This window comes from Sphingomonas corticis (assembly GCF_012035195.1).
Lineage (GTDB): Bacteria > Pseudomonadota > Alphaproteobacteria > Sphingomonadales > Sphingomonadaceae > Sphingomonas > Sphingomonas corticis.
Map to the genome: position 1 here is coordinate 345,112 of NZ_JAAVJH010000001.1, position 18,739 is coordinate 363,850.

An 18,739-nucleotide genomic window follows, 5' to 3' on the forward strand; every position below is an offset into this window, starting at 1 on the left:
GGGAGGAAGCGTCATGCCCGACGAGACTCCCTCCCGCAACGTCGCCCTGCTGATCGACGCCGACAACGCCTCCTGGCACGCGATCGACCCGGTGCTGACCGTCCTGGCCGAGCTGGGGACCGTCAACGTCCGCCGCGTCTACGGCAATTGGTCGAAGCCCGCGCTGACCGGCTGGCGTGACATGTCGATCCGCCACGGCATCGAGCCGCAGCAGCAGTTCGACCTGACCAAGGGCAAGAACGCCACCGACATGAAGATGACGATCGACGCGATGGACCTGCTCTTCCGCGGCCGCGTCGAGGGCTTCGGGATCATGTCCTCGGACAGCGACTTCATGCCGATCGCCATGCGCATCCGGCAGGACGGCATTCCGGTCTACGGCTTCGGCAACGCCAACACGCCGGAGGGTTTCCGCCAGGCCTGCACCCGCTTCATCGACGTCGCCGCGCTGCTGGCCGAAGCCACGCCCGCCGCCCCGGCGCGCCCGGTGAACGAGGACGTGCCGCTCGACGCCTCGCTGCCCCCCGCGATCGGGACCAAGCGCAAGGCGGGGGACGATCCCGAGCTGCTGAAGCTGCTGATCGACGCCTATGACGCGGTGAAGCATGATGCCAAGGGCTTCTCCAGCCTGTCCGCGGTCGGGCAGCTCGCCGCCAACCGCTCCAGCTTCGACGCGCGCAACTACGGCTTCAAGCGCCTGTCCGACCTGATCGAATCGCTCCCCGCCTTCCAGACCGAGCGGCGCGAGGACGGGCAGATCTTCGTGAAGCGCGTGCGGTGATGCCCTTCCGGCGCACGGCGGCGGATGTTAGATTGTCGCCATGACGGCGCATGAACGGCTCCCGGGCAAGTACGACCTGCGCGTGGCGGACTACGCCATGCTTGCCGAAGCCGGTGCCTTCGGCGATCGCCGGACCGAGTTGATCGACGGGGACGTGATCGTCACGACGCCGGAGTTCAGGCCGCACGCCTTTCTTCGCGACGAACTTCACTTCCGGCTGCGCACGCGGCTCGAGGGACTTTCGTCGGACCTTTTCGCCACGAGCGGCAGCGTGGCCCTGTCCGAAACGACCATGCCGCAGCCCGACATCGTCCTGACGAGCGAACCGCGCGGCGAAGGTCCGATACCCGTCCTCTCGGTGGCCCTGCTGGTCGAGGTGTCGTCCACCACCGTGGACCGCGACCTCGGCCTCAAGCAACGGCTCTACGCCGCCGCCGGCATCCCCGAATACTGGATCGTCGACCTGCCCGCGGCGACCATCCGCCAGTTCTGGTCGCCCGCCGACGGCGCCTATGGCGAACAGCGCGAGGTCGCGTTCGGCGGCGACCTCTCCGCCGCGACCATCCCCGGCCTCATCGTGGCGACGACGGGCCTGTGACCCGCCAGTAGGCGAACACCTCGTCCTGCAACCCGCGGATCAACTCCGCCGCGGCCGTGCCGGTCCACGGCCCCGCATAATCGCCCTTGGCCGCGCCGGTCCACCAGCCCTGCCCCGGCAGCCGGTCCGACTCGCGCACCACCAGCACCGCCAGCCCCGGCTCTCCCGCCGCCGCCCCCGTGGTGTCGATCGCGTCGAGCGTGCGGCACAAGGTCCGCATCTTCGGCCGGGTGAAGCGATGCCCCAGCGCCAATAGCGCCTCGCTGTAGCTCAATGCCCGCCCCTCGCGCGCCGCGGCGAGCAGCAGGTCGCGCACGCGCGCCACGTCGGCGATCGAACCCGGCCCCGTCGGCGCGTCGAGTCCGTTCGCCACCAGCCAGCCGGCGAGGTCGCCCGACGCCGCCCGCCGCGCCGACATCAGGCGGGGGCGTGCGCGCAGGCGCGGCGGAAGGGTCGGCTCGTCATGCCGGGTTCTCATACGCCAGCGTCACGATCCCCCAAAGCGCGTTTCCGAAGCGCACCGGCGCCACCACCTGCTTCAGCAGCAGCACGCCGCCCGCCGCCAGCGGGCGGCGATAGGCCTTCACGTGGAACGGCAGGTCCGCGCGCGTCTCGCTCACCTGTCCCGGATGGCCGTGCATCAGCCCCTGTCGCGAATATTCCGCGTTCCATTCCGGCTGGCCCGGCCGCTGCGGCAGCGCACGCTCCGGCATGGGCACGGCGCCGAACTGGTTGCGGTCCATCAGCGTCATGCCGAAGAAGCCGGGCAGCGAGCGCGCGCGTTCCTGGTGCGGGCGGAACGCCGGGATGACCACCGCCTGGCTGGGATGCGTGAACTGCGGCGGGTCGCTGCCGACGATCGGCGCGTAGTGATCGCTCATCAACTGCGCCACGGTCACGTCGCCGCGCGCGATCGCGGCGTCGACGGTGGCGGTCACCTCCGTCACCACGTCGAGGACGAAGCGGATGTAGGGCGAGTCGGGGATCTCGACGCCGCTCTGCGCGATCATCTGCAACAGGCCGTTGGTGTCGTCGCTGACCCCGGCGACGCGGTGCGACAGCCGCTGGAGCCCGGCGGCGTTGTCGCTCGACGTGCTGGACAGCGCCTCCAGCCCGCCGCGGACGTGGCCGACCGCGGACACCATCGAATCGATCCGGTCGGCCACCGTCTGGCTGTTCGCCGACAGTGCCGCGATCAGCGAGGAGAGCCGGCCCACCAGCGTCTCGATGTCGCGCGCGCCGCGATGCGCCGACTGCGCCTTGGCGACGCCGTCGCCGATATGGCCAAGCATCTCCTCCGCCTCGCCCGTCAGCGCGCCGATCGACCGCTCGATCCGCTGCGTCGCCGCGGCCGTCTCGCTCGCCAGCTTCTTCACCTCGCTCGCCACCACCGCGAAGCCGCGCCCGGCGTCGCCGGCGCGGGCGGCCTCGATCGTGGCGTTGAGCGCGAGGAGGTTCGTCTGCTGTGCGATCGTGTGGATCGCGGCGGTGACGCGCCCCACCTCTTCCAGCGCGACGTTGAACGCGCCCAGCCCCTCGTGGATGCGGCTGACCTCGGCGATCAGCTCCACCACGTCCATCGTCGCCGCGCCCAGCTGCGCGCTGGAATCGGCGATCACGCCATGCGCCGCCGCGCTAGTGTCGCGCGCCTCGCTCGCGGCATGGGCGACGTTCTGCACGTCGCCGTCCAGCATCGTCACGCGCGCGCCGACCTGCTCGATCGTCCCGGCCTGCTCGGTCACGCGGGTCGCCAGTTCGGCGATATCGGCCTGGAGATCGAGCGTCCGGATGCCCAGTTCGCCGGCGACCGCAGCGGAGCGGACGACGGTTTTCTCTATGGGAATCGGCTGGTTCATGGTCGCGCAGCTATCACGCGCATCGTTAACGGACGGTCAGTCGCGCGTGCGCCACCATCGCCGCGCCAGCGGGGCCAGCCACGCCGGGACGCCGGGTCGCATCAGCACCCAGTCGCGGATCGCCGGTCCCTCCGCGGCGCCGATCACGCGCTTGTACCCGCTGTCGCCCGCGCCCCAGTCCACCCGCTCGACGCCGCGGTCGATCGCGGCGGTCAGGTTGCGATAGTAGAGCAGCTTGCCCGGCGAATGCTTGGCATAGGCGGGGTCGTAGCTGTTCGCGATCGCGTATTTCAGCGTGCCCGCATCGAGATCGAAGGAGAAGGCGGCGGGAACGCCGTCGACGTGCAGCAAGGCGGCGCTGAACATGCCGGCGATCACCGGGTCCTGCGCCGCCGCGCGGAAGAAGGCGCCATGGCCCCAGCGCGTGAACTTCGTGTCGCGGCCGTCGGTCCGCTCCGCCAGCCAGCTGCGCTTCTCCACCTCCGCCATCGCGTCGAAGGCGGCGGACCAGCCGGCGGGATCGGCGAAGGACCAGTCGAGCGTGCCGTGCGCGGCCAGGTGCTTCTCGTGGAAGCGGTTCTTGCGCAGCGTCGACCCGCGTGGCCACTGCCCCTCGCCACGCAGCGCGGCCATGTCGAGCAGGTAGCTGGTCGCCACCGTCCGGCTCGCCACGCCCCACCCGCGCAAGCGCGCCGCCGCGATCAGTGGGGCGATCACCGGATCGCCGTCGTAGACCGGGCCGATCCGCACCACCCGCGCCGTCCGCGCCAGCGTGTTCAGCGTCGCGTCCAGCACCGCCGGCGTGCAGAGCGCCGGGATGGCGGGTGCGCCGCGGAACGGCCAGTAGCAGCCCGGCACCGCCATCGCCTTCAGCCACCCCGGCCCGATCGCCACCAGCGGCAGCGCGAGCGCGGGAAAATCGTGCAGCGAGGCGACGATCGTGCGCGGCGCGCCGCCATAGGCCGCTACCGCGGCGGCATACCATCGCCGCCGCAGGAACCGGTGCGACGCCGGCGATCCGTCCGCCACCGCGTCGATCGTGGGCGGCAGCCCGTCGTGCAGCCGTGCCGTGGCGCGCGCGGCGGCATCGGTGTCGAGGCGCGTGGCGACCGTCATCATGCCGCGCGCTAGCATCGCGGCGGTTACCAAGCCGTTCGCCCTTGCGACGCGCGCGCGCGCTACGCAAAGAAGGCGTCATGGCCTATTCCCCCGCGGTCTCCACGATCGCCGACGCGATCCAGGCGTCGCTCAGCCCCGTGTTCATGCTCGCCGGCATCGGCGCGCTGCTCAACGTCCTCGCGGGGCGGCTGTCGCGCGTGATCGACCGCGCCCGCGCGCTGGAACGGGTGCACCTGGAGTCCAACGGCGCGGAGCGCGAGCGTGCGGTGCGGGAGCTGCGCCTGCTGGCACGCCGCATGACGATCACCAACGCCGCGCTGCTGATGGCGGTATCCAGCGCGGTGATGACGTGCATCGTCGTCGCCATGCTGTTCATCGCCGTGCTGCTGAAGTTCCACATCGGCCAGTACGTGGCCGCCGGCTTCATCCTGGCGATGGCGCTGCTGATCGCCAGCCTGGGCGCCTTCATGCTGGAGGTGCGCGTGTCCACCCACGCCATCCGCATCCGCGACGAACTGCTCCGCTGACGCATCCCGGCGGCGGCTTGCGCGTTCGGACGCTTCACCTGGATCAGGAGGGAAGCGGTTGGCGCTGGTGCTGAAGGTGGTCGCGGGCGTGATCCTGCTGCTGGTGGTGGCGATCGGCCTCACCGTCACGATCGTGCCGCGCTTCCTCGACCGCATCTACTACGAAGGGCCGGCCAGCGACCATTTCGACGGCGCGCGCTTCTTCAATCCGGACGGCGACGCGGACACCGTGCGGCCGCCAGGCGGCGGCGGGCGCGGCGGCTTCTTCTATCGCCAGCTGACCGGCAGCGACGGGCGCCCGGCCTGGCCCGCGCGCGTGGCGGTGGCGCGGTCGCGTCCCGCCACGCGGGTGGATGGCGAGCGGATGGTGGCGACGTGGATCGGCCACGCGACCGTGCTGGTGCAGACGCAGGGACTGAACATCCTGACCGATCCCGTCTGGTCCGACCGCGCCGGCCCGCTGGGGCTCGGCCCCCGGCGCGTCGCCGCGCCCGCCGTCGCCTTCGACGACCTCCCGCCGATCGACCTCGTTCTGGTCAGCCACAACCACTACGACCATCTCGACAAGGCGACGCTGCGGCGGCTGTGGCGGCGCGACCGGCCGACCATCGTCACCAGCCTGGGCAACGACAGCGTCATCGCGCAGACCGGCGCGCGCGCCACCGCGCTCGACTGGGCTCGGTCGGTGGAGGTCCGCCCCGGCGTCACCGTGGCGGTGACGCGCAACCATCATTGGGGCAGCCGCTGGTTCAGCGACCGGAACCGTGCCCTGTGGTCCAGCTTCGTCGTGACGCTGCCGTCCGGCGGCAACCTGTTCTTCGCCGGCGACACCGGCTTCGGCGACGGGCGCTGGCCGGCGGAGGCGGCGGCGCTGGGGCCGATCCGGCTCGCGCTCATCCCGATCGGCGCCTTCCGCTTCGTGCCCGGGCAGATGTCGTCGGGCAGCCACATCGGCCCGGCGGAGGCGGCGCTGGTGCACCAGCGGCTCGGCGCCGCGCGCGCGCTGCCGATCCACTGGGGCACGTTCCGCCTCAGCTACGAAGGGTATGACACGCCGCCGCGGATGCTGGCCGCGGCGATGCGCTGCACCGGCGGCACCGGCTTCGCCCCGGCGCCGCTGGGAGAACCACAGGAGATCGCGCCCTATGCCGCGGTGCCGACCTCACCGCAGATGGAGCGCGCCGCCATTCTCTCCTGCATGGACACGCCGGCGGTGAGAGCGCTGCGATGACGCAGGGCATGCCTCCGCGACGGCAAGGACCCGGTCCGGGCCCCCACCTTCCCGCAAGCACGATCTGTCCCGATCACCGCGAGGGATCGATCAGATACTTCTCCCCCGTCGCCTTGCGCTCGTACGCGCGCAGCACCTCGGGATCGAGCGCCTCGGCCAGGCCGATCGTCCGCGTATAGCGGCTGGCGAAGGTGGTGGTCAGCTCGTCGACGACGCGCTGGCGCATCCGCCCCACCACCTCGCCGCCCGCCTTCTGCATGAACGGCGTCAGCAGCCAGCCGCCGACGCTCCACTGGAAGCCGAAGGCCAGGCGGTTCAGCGTCGTCGGCGCCAGGTCCAGCGCGCCGTAGATGTACAGCTGCTTGAAGCTGTTCGATCCGTAGCGGCTGTATTCCTTCATGTTGCGGTTCGCCGCCTGCTCCATCGCCTGCACGATGTCGCTGCCCAGGCTGCCACCGCCGATCGCGTCGAACGCGATCGTCGCCTCGGTCGCGGCGATCGCATCGGTCAGGCGCTGGCGGAAGTCCGCGTCCTTGCTGTTCAGCACATGGGTGGCGCCGATGTCGCGCAGGATCGCGGCCTGCTCCTCGCTGCGCACCACGTTCACCAGCGGGACGCCGTCCGCCAGGCAGATCTTCTGCAGCATCTGCCCCAGGTTGGACGCGGCGGCGGTGTGGACGATCGCCTTGTGCCCCTCCATCCGCATCGTCTCCACGAAGCCCAGTGCGGTCAGCGGGTTCACGAACATCGACGCGCCGTCGGCGGCGCTCGCGCCCTCGGGCAGCGGCACCACGTCGCGCGTCTTCAGCTTGCGGAACTGGGTGTACATGCCCCCGCCCAGCATCCCCACGCGCTTGCCCTCCAGCGCCCTGGCGTTCTCGCCCGCGGCGACGACGGTCCCCGCGCCCTCGTTGCCCACCGGCAGCGACTGGCCCAGCCGCGCGCGCACGCCGCCGCGCCGCGACTCGGGAATGTCGAAGGAGAGGCCGCCATCCGCCTGCGCCATCGACGCGACGTCCGCCGGACCGAGCAGCAGCCCCAGGTCCGACGGGTTGATCGGCGCCGCCTCCACGCGCACGATCACCTCGTCGGCGCCCGGCGCGTCCAGCGTCACCTCCTCCAGCGCCAGCCTCAGCCGACCGTCCTCGGTCGCGGTGGAGCGCAGCTCCTTGCCGGTATAGGCCATACCCTCTCCTCTATCTCGATCAATGTCCCGGCCTGCGCTATAGCCATGCGGCGGACGGCGCAACGCCGCCGCACGACGGGGAGGATGCTGAATGCGCAGGATCGTGCTGGCGATGGCGATGGCGGGGGCGATGTCGATCGCACTTTCGGCGTGCGGCGCGAAGGTGGACGAGAACGGGTTCACCATAGACCCGGATTTCGAAAAGCGCCTGCAACAGCAATTGCTCGATGCCAAGCCCGGCGACACGGTGGCGATCCCCGCGGGGAAATACCGCCTGTCGCGCAGCCTGAGCCTCACCGGCAACGGCGTGACGGTGAAGGGCGCGGGCATGGAGAAGACGGTGCTTTCCTTCGCCGGCGCGACCTCGGGCGCGGAAGGGCTGCTCGTCACCGGCGACGACTTCACGCTGCAGGACCTCGCACTGGAGGACACCAAGGGCGACGCGCTGAAGGTGAACGGCGTGAAGAACACCGTCATCCGCCGCGTTCGCGCCGAATGGACCGGCGGGCCCAAGACCTCGAACGGCGCCTACGGCCTCTATCCCGTGCAGGTGACGAACGTGCTGATCGAGGACACGGTGGTGAAGGGCGCGTCGGACGCGGGCATCTACGTCGGCCAGTCGAGGAACATCGTCGTGCGCAACAACCGCGCCGAGGGGAACGTCGCCGGCATCGAGATCGAGAACAGCTCCGACGCCGACGTCTACGGCAACGCGACGACGGGCAACACCGGCGGCATCCTCGTCTTCAACATGCCCAATCTGCCGGTTCCCGGCGCGCGCACCCGCGTGTTCCGCAATAAGGTGAAGGCGAACAACCACGCCAATTTCGGCGCCGCGGGCAGCGCGGTCAGCTCGGTCCCGCCGGGCGCGGGGGTGATCGTCAACTCGAACGACGCGGTCGAGATCTTCGACAACGACATCGCCGACAATCAGACCGCCAACGTCATCGTCTCCTCTTATTATTCCACGGGCTTCGACACGGCGAAGGGTGTCGCCGCCGCCTACGATCCCTATCCGCAGGACGTGTTCGTCACCGGCAACCGCTTCACCGGCGGCGGCAACGCCCCGCCGGCGCGCTATCGCCCGCTCACCGCGCTGAACGACGGACGGCTGCCGGACGTGATCTGGGACGGCTTCACCGATCCCAAGCGCGCCGACCCCGGCATCTGCGTGCGGAACGGCGCGGCGAAGCTGCTGAACGTCGACGGTCCGGGCAAGTACGCGAAGGCGCGGATCGACACCGCGCGGGATTGCGCGCCCACGCAGCGGCTGAAGCCCGTGGTGCTCCCTGCCGCGATGACGAAGGACGGCGCGAAGGCGTGACCGCGATCGCGCTCGCCGTGCTCCTGCGCACGCAGGAGCCCAGGGCCGCAAGCGCCGGCGCTCGTAATCCTGGGCTCCTGCGTGCGCAGGAGCACGGGCGCGCGACGGTGTTCGCCCTTCTCCTCCTCGCGCTCCTCCTCGCCGCCTGCGCCCGCGCGCCGGCGGCGGTGACGTTCCACGACTCAGGCTATCCAGAGCATCTCTCCGACTGGGGCCTCTACGCGCGAGAGGGCGAGAGGCTGGTCGGGCGGCAGGGCGTCGTCGCCTTTGCGCCGGTCACGCCGCTGTTCAGCGACTATGCGCTGAAATGGCGGACGATGTGGACGCCCGCGGGCATGCCGGCGCGCTGGACGCCGACCGACGCCTTCGACTTTCCCGTCGGCACGATCGTGGCGAAGACCTTCTACTATCCGCGCAGCGGCGACGCGGTGGCGATCGGCAAGGCGCCACCGTTGTCCGCCACGCTAGACACCCGCGGCATGCGGCTGATCGAGACGCGCCTGCTGGTCCGCCGCGCGGAGGGGTGGGTGGCGATCCCCTATGTCTGGAACGAGGACGGCAGCGACGCGACGCTGGCGCGCACCGGGGCGGAGGTGCCGCTGACGCTGGCGCCCGCAGGCATGCGCTTCACCTACACCGTCCCCAACCAGAACCAATGCGCCGGCTGCCACGCGCAGGACAACCGCACCCGCGCACTCTCGCCGATCGGGCTGAAGGCGCGTCACCTCGACCATAACGGGCAGATCGCGATGCTGGAGCGGGCGGGCTATCTGGCCGGCGTCCCCGCCTCGCGCCCCGCCGCGAACGTCGACTGGTCCGACGAGCGGAAGCCGCTCGCCGCGCGGGCCCGCGCCTATCTCGACATCAACTGCAGCCACTGCCATGCGGAGCGCGGCCCTGCGCGTACGTCCGGCCTGTGGCTCGACGCCGCGACCGAGGATCCGCGCGTGCTCGGCCTGTGCAAGCCCCCGGTCGCCGCCGGGCGCGGCACCGGCGACCGGCCGTTCGACGTCGTCCCCGGTCACCCCGACCGCTCGATCCTCGCCTATCGACTGGAGAGCACCGATCCCGGCGCGATGATGCCTGAACTGGGCCGCGCGCTGGCGCACAGGGAGGGCGTGGCACTCGTCGCGCGCTACATCGCCGACCTGAAGGGCGCGTGCGAGCCCCTGGTGCCGCGCACTTGAGCCTGCGCGCCGCCTGCCGCAAAGCCGCGCGATGACCGATACCCCGCCCCGCCCCCTCGCCGGCCTGCGCGTCCTCGAACTCGCGCGCATCCTCGCCGGTCCCTGGGCGGGGCAGCTGCTGGCCGATCTCGGCGCCGACGTCATCAAGGTGGAGCGGCCCGGCACCGGCGACGACACGCGCACCTGGGGCCCGCCCTTCGTCACCGGCGCGGACGCAGAGAACCTGTCCGCAGCCTATTACCACGCCTGCAACCGCGGCAAGCGCAGCCTGGCGCTCGACATCGCCACGCCGGAAGGTCAGGCGCGGGTGAAGGCGCTGGCCGCCGGCGCCGACGTGGTGATCGAGAACTACAAGGTCGGCGGCCTCGCCAAATACGGGCTCGATGCCGCCAGCTTGCGCGCCGCGAACCCGCGGCTGATCGTCTGCTCCGTTACGGGCTTCGGCCAGACCGGGCCCTATGCGCATCGCGCCGGCTACGATTTCATCATCCAGGGGCTGGGCGGCATCATGTCGCTGACCGGCGAACCGGACGGCGCGCCGCAGAAGAGCGGGGTCGCGATCGCGGACCTGTTCACCGGCGTCTACTCCGCCGTCGCGATCCTCGCCGCCCTGCACGAGCGCGCTTCGACCGGCGCGGGCCGCCACATCGACATGGCGCTGCTCGACACGCAGGTCGGCGTGCTCGGCAATCAGGCGCTGAACTGGATGGTCGGGGGCACCGTGCCCGGCCGCATGGGCAACGGCCACGTCAATCTCGCGCCCTATCAAAGCTTCCCCACCGCGGACGGCGACCTGATCGTGGCCGTCGGCAACGATGGCCAGTTCGCAAAGCTGTGCACGGTGCTGGGCGTCCCTCTGGCAACCGATCCGCGTTTCGCGACCAACCCCATGCGCGTGACGAACCGCGCGGCGTTGATCCCGCTCGTCGTTGCGGAAACGGTGAAGTGGGACAGCGCCACACTGCTCGTCGCGCTGGAAGCGGCGGGCGTTCCCGTCGGCGCGGTCAATCGCGTCGATCAGGTGTTCGCCGACCCTCAGGTGGTCCACCGCGGAATGCAGCTGATGATCGACGGCCTGCCGGGCCTCGCCGCGCCGATCACCATCGATGGCGCGCGCATGGTCGCCGACGGCGCAAGCCCGCGGCTGGGAGAGCATCCCGACGCGGACTGGCGCTGATGCGACGTCAGATCGTCGGCGGCACCCGCCCGGCGCGGCTCGCGCGGTGGCGATCGTAGGCCTTCTTCGCGACATAGCCGCCGCCGAGCAGCATGCCGAGCGGCCCCATGCGCGTCGCGGCGCGGGCGGCCAGCGCGCCGAGCGCGGCGCCCTTCAGCCCGCCGCTGCCATCGCGCCGGTCCATTTCGCGCCCGACCAGCGCGCCGATGATGCTCCGAATCATGCCTTGATCCTTTCCGATACCGCGTTGCTCACCGCTTCCAGCCCCTTCAGCACGCCCCAGCCGATCGCCCAGGTCGCGACGACCGGCAACGCCACCTTCAGGACATTGGCGGTGATCGCGCCCTTGATGGCGCCGTCGAACGAGCCGTCGTCGTCGCCGGACATGGCATCGATCGCGCCGCCGATCAGCGCGCCGAGGGTGGTTGCGCCCATGGATGAAAGTCCCTTTCGTTACGCTGCAACAATGCTGCGCGGACGCCGCGGTTCCACCCTCACCCGCCCAGCATCGCCTCCGGTCGCACCACCCGGTCGAACGTCGCCTCGTCCACCAGCCCGAGCGCCAGGCCCGCCTGCTTCAGCGTCAGCCCTTCCTCGTGCGCGTGCTTGGCGATCTTCGCCGCGGCGTCGTAGCCGATCTCCGGCGCCAGGGCGGTGACGAGCATCAGCGACCGGTCGAGCAGCTCGGCGATCCGCCCGCGGTTCGCCGCCAGCCCCTCGACGCAGCGCTCGGCGAAGGTGGCGCACCCGGTCGCCAGCAGGTCGATCGAGCGCAGCACCGCCGCGCCGATCATCGGCTTGAAGACGTTCAGCTCGAGATGGCCCTGCGCCCCGCCCACGGTGATCGCGACATGGTTGCCCATCACCTGCGCGGCGACCATGGTCAGCATCTCCGCCTGCGTCGGGTTCACCTTTCCCGGCATGATCGAGCTGCCCGGCTCGTTCGCCGGCAGGTCCAGCTCGCCGAGACCGCAGCGCGGGCCGGAGCCGAGCAGGCGGATGTCGTTGGCGATCTTCGTCGCCGCCACCGCCAGCGTGTTGAGGACGCCGGACAGATGAACCAGCGGATCGTGGCTCGCCAGCGCCTCGAATGTGTTCTCCGCGGGCGAGAAGGCGATGCCGGTGATGCCGCGCAGCTCGGCGCAGACGTCCTTGGCGAACCCCCTGGGCGCGTTGAGGCCGGTGCCGACCGCGGTGCCGCCCTGCGCCAGCCGGTCGGTGCCGTGCTCCACCGCGGGCTCGATCCGCATCAGGCAGCGGTGGACCTGGTGCGCGTAGCCGGAGAATTCCTGGCCGAGCGTCAGCGGCGTCGCGTCCTGCAGGTGGGTCCGCCCGATCTTCACCACGTCGTGCCATTCCTGCGCTTTGGCGTCGAGCGCGACGTGCAGCCGCTCCACCGCGGGGATCAGTCGGCGCCGCACCGCGATGGAGCAGGCGACGTGGATCGCGGTAGGGAAGCTGTCGTTCGACGATTGCCCGCGATTGACGTCGTCGTTGGGGTGGACCGGCGCCTTGCCGCCGCGCGTGCCCGCCAGCACCTCGTTGGCGCGCCCGGCGATCACCTCGTTGACGTTCATGTTCGTCTGCGTGCCGCTGCCGGTCTGCCAGATCGCGAGCGGGAACTGGTCGTCCAGCTTCCCCCCGGCCACCTCCGCCGCCGCGGCCTCGATCGCCTCCGCCTTCTCCGCCTCCAGCCCGTGCCGCCGGTTCACCCGCGCCGCCGCCTGCTTCACCAGCGCCAGCGCGTGGACGATCTCGATCGGCATCCGCTCGCGCGCGCCGAAGGGAAAATTCTCCAGGCTGCGCTGCGTCTGCGCGCCCCAATAGGCGTCGGCGGGGACCTCGACGGGGCCGATCGAGTCGGTTTCGGTGCGGGTAGCGGTCATGCGCGCTCCTTATCCTCCCCGGTACGGGGAGGGGGACCATGCGAAGCATGGTGGAGGGGGAAAGCCTCGAACGCTACAGCGGCAAGGTCGTTTCCCGCGCCGGGCCGTCATGGGAACAAGTCCCATGACGTCGAAGGCGGCCGATGGCCGCCCCGGCCGAGCCGGCGCGTCGCCTCGCGATCGGCGCGTAGCCGAAGCTACGCGCCTCGCACCGTCACTTCTTGCGCTTGAAATCCACCGCCACGACGTTCGAGCCGTCCTCGACCGGCGCCGCCACCGGCCCGTCGTTCTCCGCCGGGTCGTGCCCGCCCGGCCCGTCGCCCGGCCCTTCCTGCGCCTGGAAACGCAGTTCGAAGTTCACCGTCGGATCGTGGAAGCCGGTGATCGCCGAATAGGGGATGACCAGCTTGGACGGCACCTGGTTGAACGACAGGCCGACGGAGAACTTCTGAGCGTCGACGGCGAGGTCCCAGAAGCGGTTCTGCAGGACGATCGTCATCTCGTCGGGGAACCGCTCGATCAGCCGCGCCGGAATGTCGACTCCCGGCGCCTGCGTCTTGAAGGTGATGTAGAAATGGTGGTCGCCGGGCAGGCCGCCCGATTCGGCCACCGTGCCGAGCACGCGCCCCACCACGGCGCGCAGCGCTTCCTGCACGATCTCGTCGTAGGGGATCAGGCTGTCGGGCAACATGTCACTCATCGCCACTATGGGTAACGCCCTGACGGTGACGGTCAAGATTGCATGAGCCGCCGCGCGCGCTATGGCACCGGCCATGCGCACCGCCACGCTTCGCCGCGCCACCAGCGAAACAGAAATCGACGTCGCCGTGAACCTGGACGGCACCGGCGTCTACGAGATCGCGACCGGGGTCGGCTTCTTCGACCATATGCTGGAGCAACTCTCGCGCCACTCGCTGATCGACATCCAGGTGACGACGCGCGGCGACCTGCACATCGACCAGCATCACACGGTGGAGGATACCGCGCTGGCGCTGGGCGCCGCGGTGGCGCAGGCGCTGGCGGACAAGCGCGGCATCCGCCGCTACGGCGACGCGCTGTCGCCGATGGACGAGACGCTCACCCGCGTCGCACTCGACATCTCCGGCCGGCCCTGGCTGGTGTGGAAGACGCAGTTCACCCAGACGAAGCTGGGCGAGATGGACACCGAGCTGTTCCAGCATTTCTTCCACAGCTTCGCGCAGGCCGCCGGCCTCACGCTGCACGTCGAGACGCTGTACGGCGAGAACAACCACCATATCGCCGAGAGCGCGTTCAAGGGCCTCGCCCGCGCGCTGCGCGCCGCGGTGGAGATCGACCCGCGCAAGGCGGACGCGATCCCGTCGACCAAGGGGATCCTGTGAGCGGCTATCGCGCGGCCGGCTCGCTGTGCGCGGTGGTGCTCAGCTACGTCCGCCCGCTGGACGAGGTGGACGCGCTGATGCCCGCGCACGTCGCCTGGCTGGAGGCGGGGTTCGCCGAGGGCGCGTTCCTCGTCGCCGGGCGGCGCGATCCGCGGACCGGCGGCGTGATCCTGATGCGCGGCACCGCGGACGACGTCGCGGCGGCGGCGGCGACCGACCCGTTCGTGACGGGCGGCGTCGCCACGGTGGAGGTGATCGCCTTCAACGCCAGCTTCGCCCAGCCGGACCTCGCAGGGCTGCTGGCATGACGCTGGCGCTGATCGACTATCAGGCGGGCAACCTCCACTCGGTCGCCAACGCGCTCGCCGCGGCGGGTTGCGCCGACCTGGCCGTCACCGCCGATCCCGCCGCCGTGGCGCGGGCGGACCGGATCGTGCTGCCCGGGGTCGGCGCATTCGGCGCCTGTGCCGCGGCGCTGCGCGGGGTGCCGGGCCTGGTGGAGGCGCTGGAGCGGCGCGTCCTCGGCGAGGCGGCGCCCTTCCTCGGCATCTGCGTGGGGATGCAGCTGATGGCGGACGCGGGGGAGGAGCACGGCACGCACGCCGGGCTGGGCTGGATACCGGGCCGCGTCCGCCGGCTCGATCCCGGCGCCACGGAGGCGAAGGTGCCGCACATGGGCTGGAACGACGTCGTCCCGCTCGCCGATCACCCGCTGATCGTGCGCGGCGAGGCCTATTTCCTGCACAGCTACGCCTTCGAGGGCGCCGGCGATCGGGATAGCGTGGTCGCCACCACCGACCACGCCGGCCCCGTCACCGCCGCCGTCGCGCGCGACAATCTGGTCGGCGTCCAGTTCCATCCGGAAAAGAGCCAGCGCTACGGCCTGGCGCTGCTCGAGAGGTTCCTCGCATGGAAGCCGTGACGGCGCCGCTGATCGTCTTTCCCGCCATCGACCTGAAGGCGGGGCAGGTCGTCCGCCTGGCCGAGGGCGACATGGATCGCGCCACCGTCTACGGCGACGACCCCGCGCACCAGGCGACGCTGTTCGCCGCGGCGGGCGCGGGGCACCTCCACGTCGTCGACCTCGACGGCGCCTTCGCCGGCGAGAGCGTCAACGGCGGGGCGGTGCGCGCCATCGTCGCCGCCTTTCCCGGGTACGTTCAGCTGGGCGGCGGCATCCGCACGCCGCAGAGCGTGGAGGCATGGTTCGACGCCGGCGTCGCGCGCGTCGTGATCGGCACCGCCGCGCTGGAGCGGCCGCAGTTCGTGCGCGACATGGCCGCGGCCTTTCCCGGCGGCATCGTCGTGGCGGTGGACGCGCGCGACGGCATGGTCGCGACCAAGGGCTGGGCCGACGTGTCCACCACCAGCGTCGTCGATCTCGCGCGACGGTTCGAGGATGCGGGCGTCGCGGCGCTGCTGTTCACCGACGTCGGCCGCGACGGGCTGTTGAAGGGGTGCAACGTGGAGGCGACGGTGGACCTCGCCCGCGCGGTGGACATTCCGGTGATCGCCAGCGGCGGCGTCGCCGGCATCGCCGACATCCACCTGCTGGCGATCCACGCGCGCGCCAATGGAGCGAAGGGCGGGATCGAGGGGGTCATCACCGGCCGCGCGCTCTACGACGGCCGGCTGGACCTTGCCGCCGCGATCAGCGTGGCCGCCGCGGCCTAGCTTGCGATCAATCGCCGCATCGCCGTCGCCGCCCCGGCGGCGTCGGGCAGGCCGGTGAGATCGACCGCCTCGACGTTCGACGTGCCTTTCCGCACCGTCACCGCCACCCAGCCGCGGCGACTCCGGTGATCTTCGCCGTTCTCCACCAGCGTCACGTCGACGATCGCGTCGGCGTCGATCGCGCGATACACCTCCGCGCGCAACGGGTGCAGCCAGGCGATCCGGCGATCGGTGACGACCAAGGTGCCGGCCACGTCGCGCGCCCACTCGGCCAGCGCCGACGCGCCGACGGTGGCGGCGAAGAACAGCACGCCGCCGAAGACGAAGAGCAGCGCGAAACTGAAGAGCAGCTTCTCGCCCAGCATGCCGTCGCCGGTCCACAGCCTCGTCGTCAGCAGGCCGAACACCATCATGACCGCGCCGACGCCCGCCAGCGCCAGCAACCGGCCCGCGCCGATGGCGTGCAGCCCGCGCCGCCCGCGCCACCGCACGGGCTCGCCGAGCGCGAGGCCCGCCGCGACGGAGACTTCGGCCCGGTCGGAGAGCAATCGGCGCAGGTTGGCGACCAGCCCGGCGGCGGCGACGACGATACACGGCACCAGCAGGGCAAGCAGCGGGACCTGGACATAGAGGGTCGGCACCACGAGCCCGCCCCGGCGCCGCCCGATCCACGCCGGCCCCTCCGCCGTGACGGTCAGCCACGCCATCGCCACCAGCAGCGCCAGCACCAGCGCGCCGCCGGCCACGCCGGCCTTCGCCATCAGCCGCCGCGCCGATCGCAGATGTCGCCGCCCGCCCGTCATCGTCACCCCCGCCGCCCGCCTTGTCGCGAAGCGCGACGGGCGGCGCAACCCCGTCGATCCTCCGACGAGGCCGGCCACGCCTTCGACGTCGTCGCTCGGGCCGGTTCCGGGATGACGGAGGCCCCTCGCTGCTAGCGTTACCGGATCAGGTGGGATCACCGGCACGGTGGTGATTTCGGCGTGCTGCAAGGCAAGAGGAGGGAGCGATGCTGAAGCATCGTGACCGACGAGCAACGCCGCAGCTCGCCGAAAGCGCCCCGCCGCACAGCGGTCGTCCGCGGGACGATGACGGTGGTTCAACCTGGTCCGGTAACGCTCTAGGCGATCGTCACGCCGACGACCCGCCACTCGCCGTCCTCGCGCTCCAGCGACACGGTCTCCACCGCCTCCGCCTTGTTGGCGAAGCGCGTGCGGAACTTGACGACCTCATAGCCGGCAGGCGGGGCGGGCAGTTCCTCCTGGCTGGCGAAGGTGCGCGACAGCGCGGCACCGAGCGGCACGCGCACCTTCTGCGAGACGTCCGCCCACACCCTGGCGGTGTTCAGCTTGCGAAACGCGGTGCCGGTCGCGCGATAGCTCTCGTCCCACCGGCCCTGGTCGACCAGCGTCAGGAACCGCTCGGCCGCGGCGACGACTGCGGGATCGCTCGCCTGCGCGGCGGCCGGCGGCGCTTGGGGTGCGGTGGCGACGGGAAGCGCGCCGGACAGCGCGAGCAGGCCGAGGAGGATGGTCATGACGGTGGCTCCGATGATGAAGGGGGAAAGCCGGCGCCGCGCCGGCCCCGCGCCGCCCGGCGACGCCGCTTCCGTCTCCTCCGTCGGGGGCGCCGCGTCCTCCCCCAACGTGCTGTACACAGGATTCTGATGGGGCCGCTCGCCCTCCGCCTCGAGCAGCAGTCGCGCCGCTTCCCGGCTGCTCGATACCGCCATCTTGCGCCGCGCCTCGCGCAGCCGCTCGTTGATCGTGTGGACGGACAGGTTCAGCGCGCGCGCCGTCGATTTCGCGTCATGCCCGCGCACGATCAGGCGAAGTGTCTGCTTCTCCTTTTCCGTCAAGGACCAGAGATCGTCCGCCCGCGTCATCATGCCGCTCGCTACGGCGCGCACGGCGGGGCAGCTACCCCAAAAAAATCGTAGCCACCTTCCCCCCGCGGCGGCGCTTGCCCTTGCCGCCCCCCGCGGGCATGGCGCGCCGCATGACCGTGCGTGCCCGTGTGATCCCCTGCCTCGACGTGTCGAACGGCCGCGTGGTGAAGGGCGTCAACTTCGTCGACCTGATCGACGCCGGCGACCCGGTGGAGCAGGCGCGCGCCTATGACGCCGCGGGCGCGGACGAATTGTGCTTCCTCGACATCGGGGCCAGTCACGAGGGACGCGACACGATCGTCGACGTGGTGCGGCGGACCGCGGCGGTGTGCTTCATGCCGCTGACGGTCGGCGGCGGCGTGCGCAGCGCCGACGACGCGCGCGCGCTGCTGCTGGCGGGTGCCGACAAGGTGGCGGTGAACAGCGCCGCCGTGGCCCGGCCCGAACTGGTCGCCGACATCGCCGAGCGGTTCGGCAGCCAGTGCTGCGTCGCCAGCGTGGATGCGCGCCGGACGGGTGATCGCTGGGAGGTGTTCACCCACGGCGGGCGGCGCGCCACCGGGATCGACGCGGTGGAGCACGCGCTGCGGCTGGCGGTGCTGGGCGCGGGCGAGCTGCTGGTGACGTCGATGGATCGCGACGGCACGCGCGACGGCTACGATCTCGCGCTGATCCGCGCCATCGCCGATCGCACGGCGGTGCCGGTGGTCGCCTCCGGCGGTGTCGGCACGCTCGACCATCTCGTCGCAGGCATCACTCAGGGCCACGCCTCCGCCGTTCTCGCCGCCTCGATCTTCCACTTCGGCGAGGCAAGCGTGGCGGACGCGCATCGTGCGCTGGCGGCGGCGGGTGTCCCGGTTCGGGCGGACTGACGCGCACGCTCGCCACCACTGTCGTCAACCTGTAACATAGCGCAGGCTAAGCGCCCCTTCAGACTGCACGAG

The 18,739-nt window shown here is 71.3% G+C and carries 22 protein-coding genes; 12 read left to right on the top strand and 10 right to left on the bottom strand.

Annotated features, from left to right (window positions below):
• The first annotated feature begins 13 nt into the window (after positions 1–13).
• Positions 14–781, top strand: a complete 768-nt coding sequence (locus tag HBH26_RS01775) for an NYN domain-containing protein (protein ID WP_168132849.1) — start codon at positions 14–16, stop codon at positions 779–781.
• 40 nt (positions 782–821) lie between these two features.
• Positions 822–1,379, top strand: coding sequence for a Uma2 family endonuclease (locus HBH26_RS01780; protein WP_168132850.1), 558 nt, complete (start codon positions 822–824; stop codon positions 1,377–1,379).
• Here HBH26_RS01780 and HBH26_RS01785 read toward each other — a convergent pair.
• From HBH26_RS01785 to HBH26_RS01795, 3 genes are read right to left on the bottom strand one after another with little or no spacing between them, the layout of a single operon-like run.
• Positions 1,354–1,797, bottom strand: a complete 444-nt coding sequence (locus tag HBH26_RS01785; protein ID WP_168132852.1) for a ribose-phosphate pyrophosphokinase — start codon at positions 1,795–1,797, stop codon at positions 1,354–1,356. The two genes, HBH26_RS01780 and HBH26_RS01785, sit on opposite strands and share 26 nt — an antisense overlap.
• Before the next feature lie 43 nt (positions 1,798–1,840).
• Positions 1,841–3,235: a methyl-accepting chemotaxis protein gene (locus tag HBH26_RS01790; protein ID WP_168132854.1), complete on the bottom strand. Its 1,395-nt coding sequence runs from the start codon at positions 3,233–3,235 to the stop codon at positions 1,841–1,843.
• 36 nt (positions 3,236–3,271) lie between these two features.
• Complete coding sequence (locus HBH26_RS01795) at positions 3,272–4,354, bottom strand: GNAT family N-acetyltransferase (RefSeq protein WP_239024500.1); 1,083 nt, start codon at positions 4,352–4,354, stop codon at positions 3,272–3,274.
• A 77-nt stretch (positions 4,355–4,431) separates the two neighbouring features.
• Here HBH26_RS01795 and HBH26_RS01800 point away from each other — a divergent pair, with 77 nt between their 5' ends.
• Positions 4,432–4,881, top strand: a complete 450-nt coding sequence (locus HBH26_RS01800; protein WP_168132856.1) for a DUF2721 domain-containing protein — start codon at positions 4,432–4,434, stop codon at positions 4,879–4,881.
• A gap of 58 nt (positions 4,882–4,939) precedes the next feature.
• On the top strand, positions 4,940–6,112 hold the full coding sequence (locus HBH26_RS01805; protein WP_168132858.1) for an MBL fold metallo-hydrolase: 1,173 nt from the start codon (positions 4,940–4,942) through the stop codon (positions 6,110–6,112).
• 73 nt (positions 6,113–6,185) lie between these two features.
• On the opposite strand, the gene HBH26_RS01810 is transcribed toward HBH26_RS01805, so the two are convergent.
• Positions 6,186–7,298 (bottom strand): zinc-binding dehydrogenase, encoded by a 1,113-nt coding sequence (locus tag HBH26_RS01810; RefSeq protein ID WP_168132859.1) that lies wholly within the window; start codon positions 7,296–7,298, stop codon positions 6,186–6,188.
• Positions 7,299–7,389: 91 nt separating this feature from the next.
• Here HBH26_RS01810 and HBH26_RS01815 point away from each other — a divergent pair, with 91 nt between their 5' ends.
• Genes HBH26_RS01815 through HBH26_RS01825 form a run of 3 tightly spaced genes read left to right on the top strand, consistent with a single transcriptional unit; the run spans position 7,390 to position 10,986 of the window.
• Positions 7,390–8,622, top strand: coding sequence for a parallel beta-helix domain-containing protein (locus tag HBH26_RS01815; RefSeq protein WP_168132861.1), 1,233 nt, complete (start codon positions 7,390–7,392; stop codon positions 8,620–8,622).
• Complete coding sequence (locus tag HBH26_RS01820) at positions 8,619–9,809, top strand: SO2930 family diheme c-type cytochrome (RefSeq protein WP_209308256.1); 1,191 nt, start codon at positions 8,619–8,621, stop codon at positions 9,807–9,809. The genes HBH26_RS01815 and HBH26_RS01820 overlap by 4 nt, the downstream gene beginning before the upstream one ends.
• Before the next feature lie 31 nt (positions 9,810–9,840).
• Positions 9,841–10,986, top strand: coding sequence for a CaiB/BaiF CoA transferase family protein (locus tag HBH26_RS01825; protein ID WP_168132863.1), 1,146 nt, complete (start codon positions 9,841–9,843; stop codon positions 10,984–10,986).
• Between the two features lie 7 nt (positions 10,987–10,993).
• Here the strand turns inward: HBH26_RS01825 and HBH26_RS01830 are convergent, their stop codons facing one another.
• From HBH26_RS01830 to HBH26_RS01845, 4 genes are all read right to left on the bottom strand, one after another.
• Entirely contained in the window at positions 10,994–11,209 is a 216-nt protein-coding gene (locus tag HBH26_RS01830; protein ID WP_168132865.1) for a hypothetical protein, read from the bottom strand.
• A complete protein-coding gene (locus tag HBH26_RS01835) occupies positions 11,206–11,421 on the bottom strand; it encodes a hypothetical protein (protein ID WP_168132867.1) in 216 nt (71 codons plus the stop codon). The genes HBH26_RS01830 and HBH26_RS01835 overlap by 4 nt, the downstream gene beginning before the upstream one ends.
• Positions 11,422–11,480: 59 nt before the next feature.
• The gene (gene fumC, locus HBH26_RS01840) at positions 11,481–12,872 is read right to left on the bottom strand and encodes a class II fumarate hydratase (protein WP_168132868.1); all 1,392 of its coding nucleotides are present in this window, start codon (positions 12,870–12,872) and stop codon (positions 11,481–11,483) included.
• Positions 12,873–13,086: 214 nt separating this feature from the next.
• Positions 13,087–13,572, bottom strand: a complete 486-nt coding sequence (locus tag HBH26_RS01845) for an SspB family protein (RefSeq protein WP_168132870.1) — start codon at positions 13,570–13,572, stop codon at positions 13,087–13,089.
• Positions 13,573–13,645: 73 nt separating this feature from the next.
• On the opposite strand from HBH26_RS01845, the gene hisB reads away from it, so the two are divergent.
• From hisB to hisA, 4 genes are read left to right on the top strand one after another with little or no spacing between them, the layout of a single operon-like run.
• The gene (gene hisB, locus HBH26_RS01850) at positions 13,646–14,233 is read left to right on the top strand and encodes an imidazoleglycerol-phosphate dehydratase HisB (protein WP_168132871.1); all 588 of its coding nucleotides are present in this window, start codon (positions 13,646–13,648) and stop codon (positions 14,231–14,233) included.
• Entirely contained in the window at positions 14,230–14,541 is a 312-nt protein-coding gene (locus tag HBH26_RS01855) for a YciI family protein (protein WP_338057207.1), read from the top strand. The genes hisB and HBH26_RS01855 overlap by 4 nt, the downstream gene beginning before the upstream one ends.
• The gene (hisH, locus tag HBH26_RS01860; protein ID WP_168132872.1) at positions 14,538–15,155 is read left to right on the top strand and encodes an imidazole glycerol phosphate synthase subunit HisH; all 618 of its coding nucleotides are present in this window, start codon (positions 14,538–14,540) and stop codon (positions 15,153–15,155) included. Before HBH26_RS01855 ends, hisH begins: the two co-directional genes overlap by 4 nt.
• Positions 15,143–15,907, top strand: a complete 765-nt coding sequence (gene hisA / locus HBH26_RS01865) for a 1-(5-phosphoribosyl)-5-[(5-phosphoribosylamino)methylideneamino]imidazole-4-carboxamide isomerase (RefSeq protein ID WP_209308257.1) — start codon at positions 15,143–15,145, stop codon at positions 15,905–15,907. Before hisH ends, hisA begins: the two co-directional genes overlap by 13 nt.
• Here hisA and HBH26_RS01870 read toward each other — a convergent pair.
• Together HBH26_RS01870 and HBH26_RS01875 are read right to left on the bottom strand one after the other, a co-directional pair.
• Positions 15,904–16,788 (bottom strand): hypothetical protein, encoded by an 885-nt coding sequence (locus tag HBH26_RS01870; RefSeq protein WP_168132873.1) that lies wholly within the window; start codon positions 16,786–16,788, stop codon positions 15,904–15,906. The two genes, hisA and HBH26_RS01870, sit on opposite strands and share 4 nt — an antisense overlap.
• Before the next feature lie 239 nt (positions 16,789–17,027).
• Positions 17,028–17,795, bottom strand: a complete 768-nt coding sequence (locus HBH26_RS01875) for a helix-turn-helix domain-containing protein (RefSeq protein WP_168133061.1) — start codon at positions 17,793–17,795, stop codon at positions 17,028–17,030.
• 110 nt (positions 17,796–17,905) lie between these two features.
• Between HBH26_RS01875 and hisF the strand changes: the two genes are divergently transcribed.
• A complete protein-coding gene (gene hisF / locus HBH26_RS01880; protein ID WP_168132874.1) occupies positions 17,906–18,667 on the top strand; it encodes an imidazole glycerol phosphate synthase subunit HisF in 762 nt (253 codons plus the stop codon).
• Positions 18,668–18,739 lie beyond the last annotated feature (72 nt).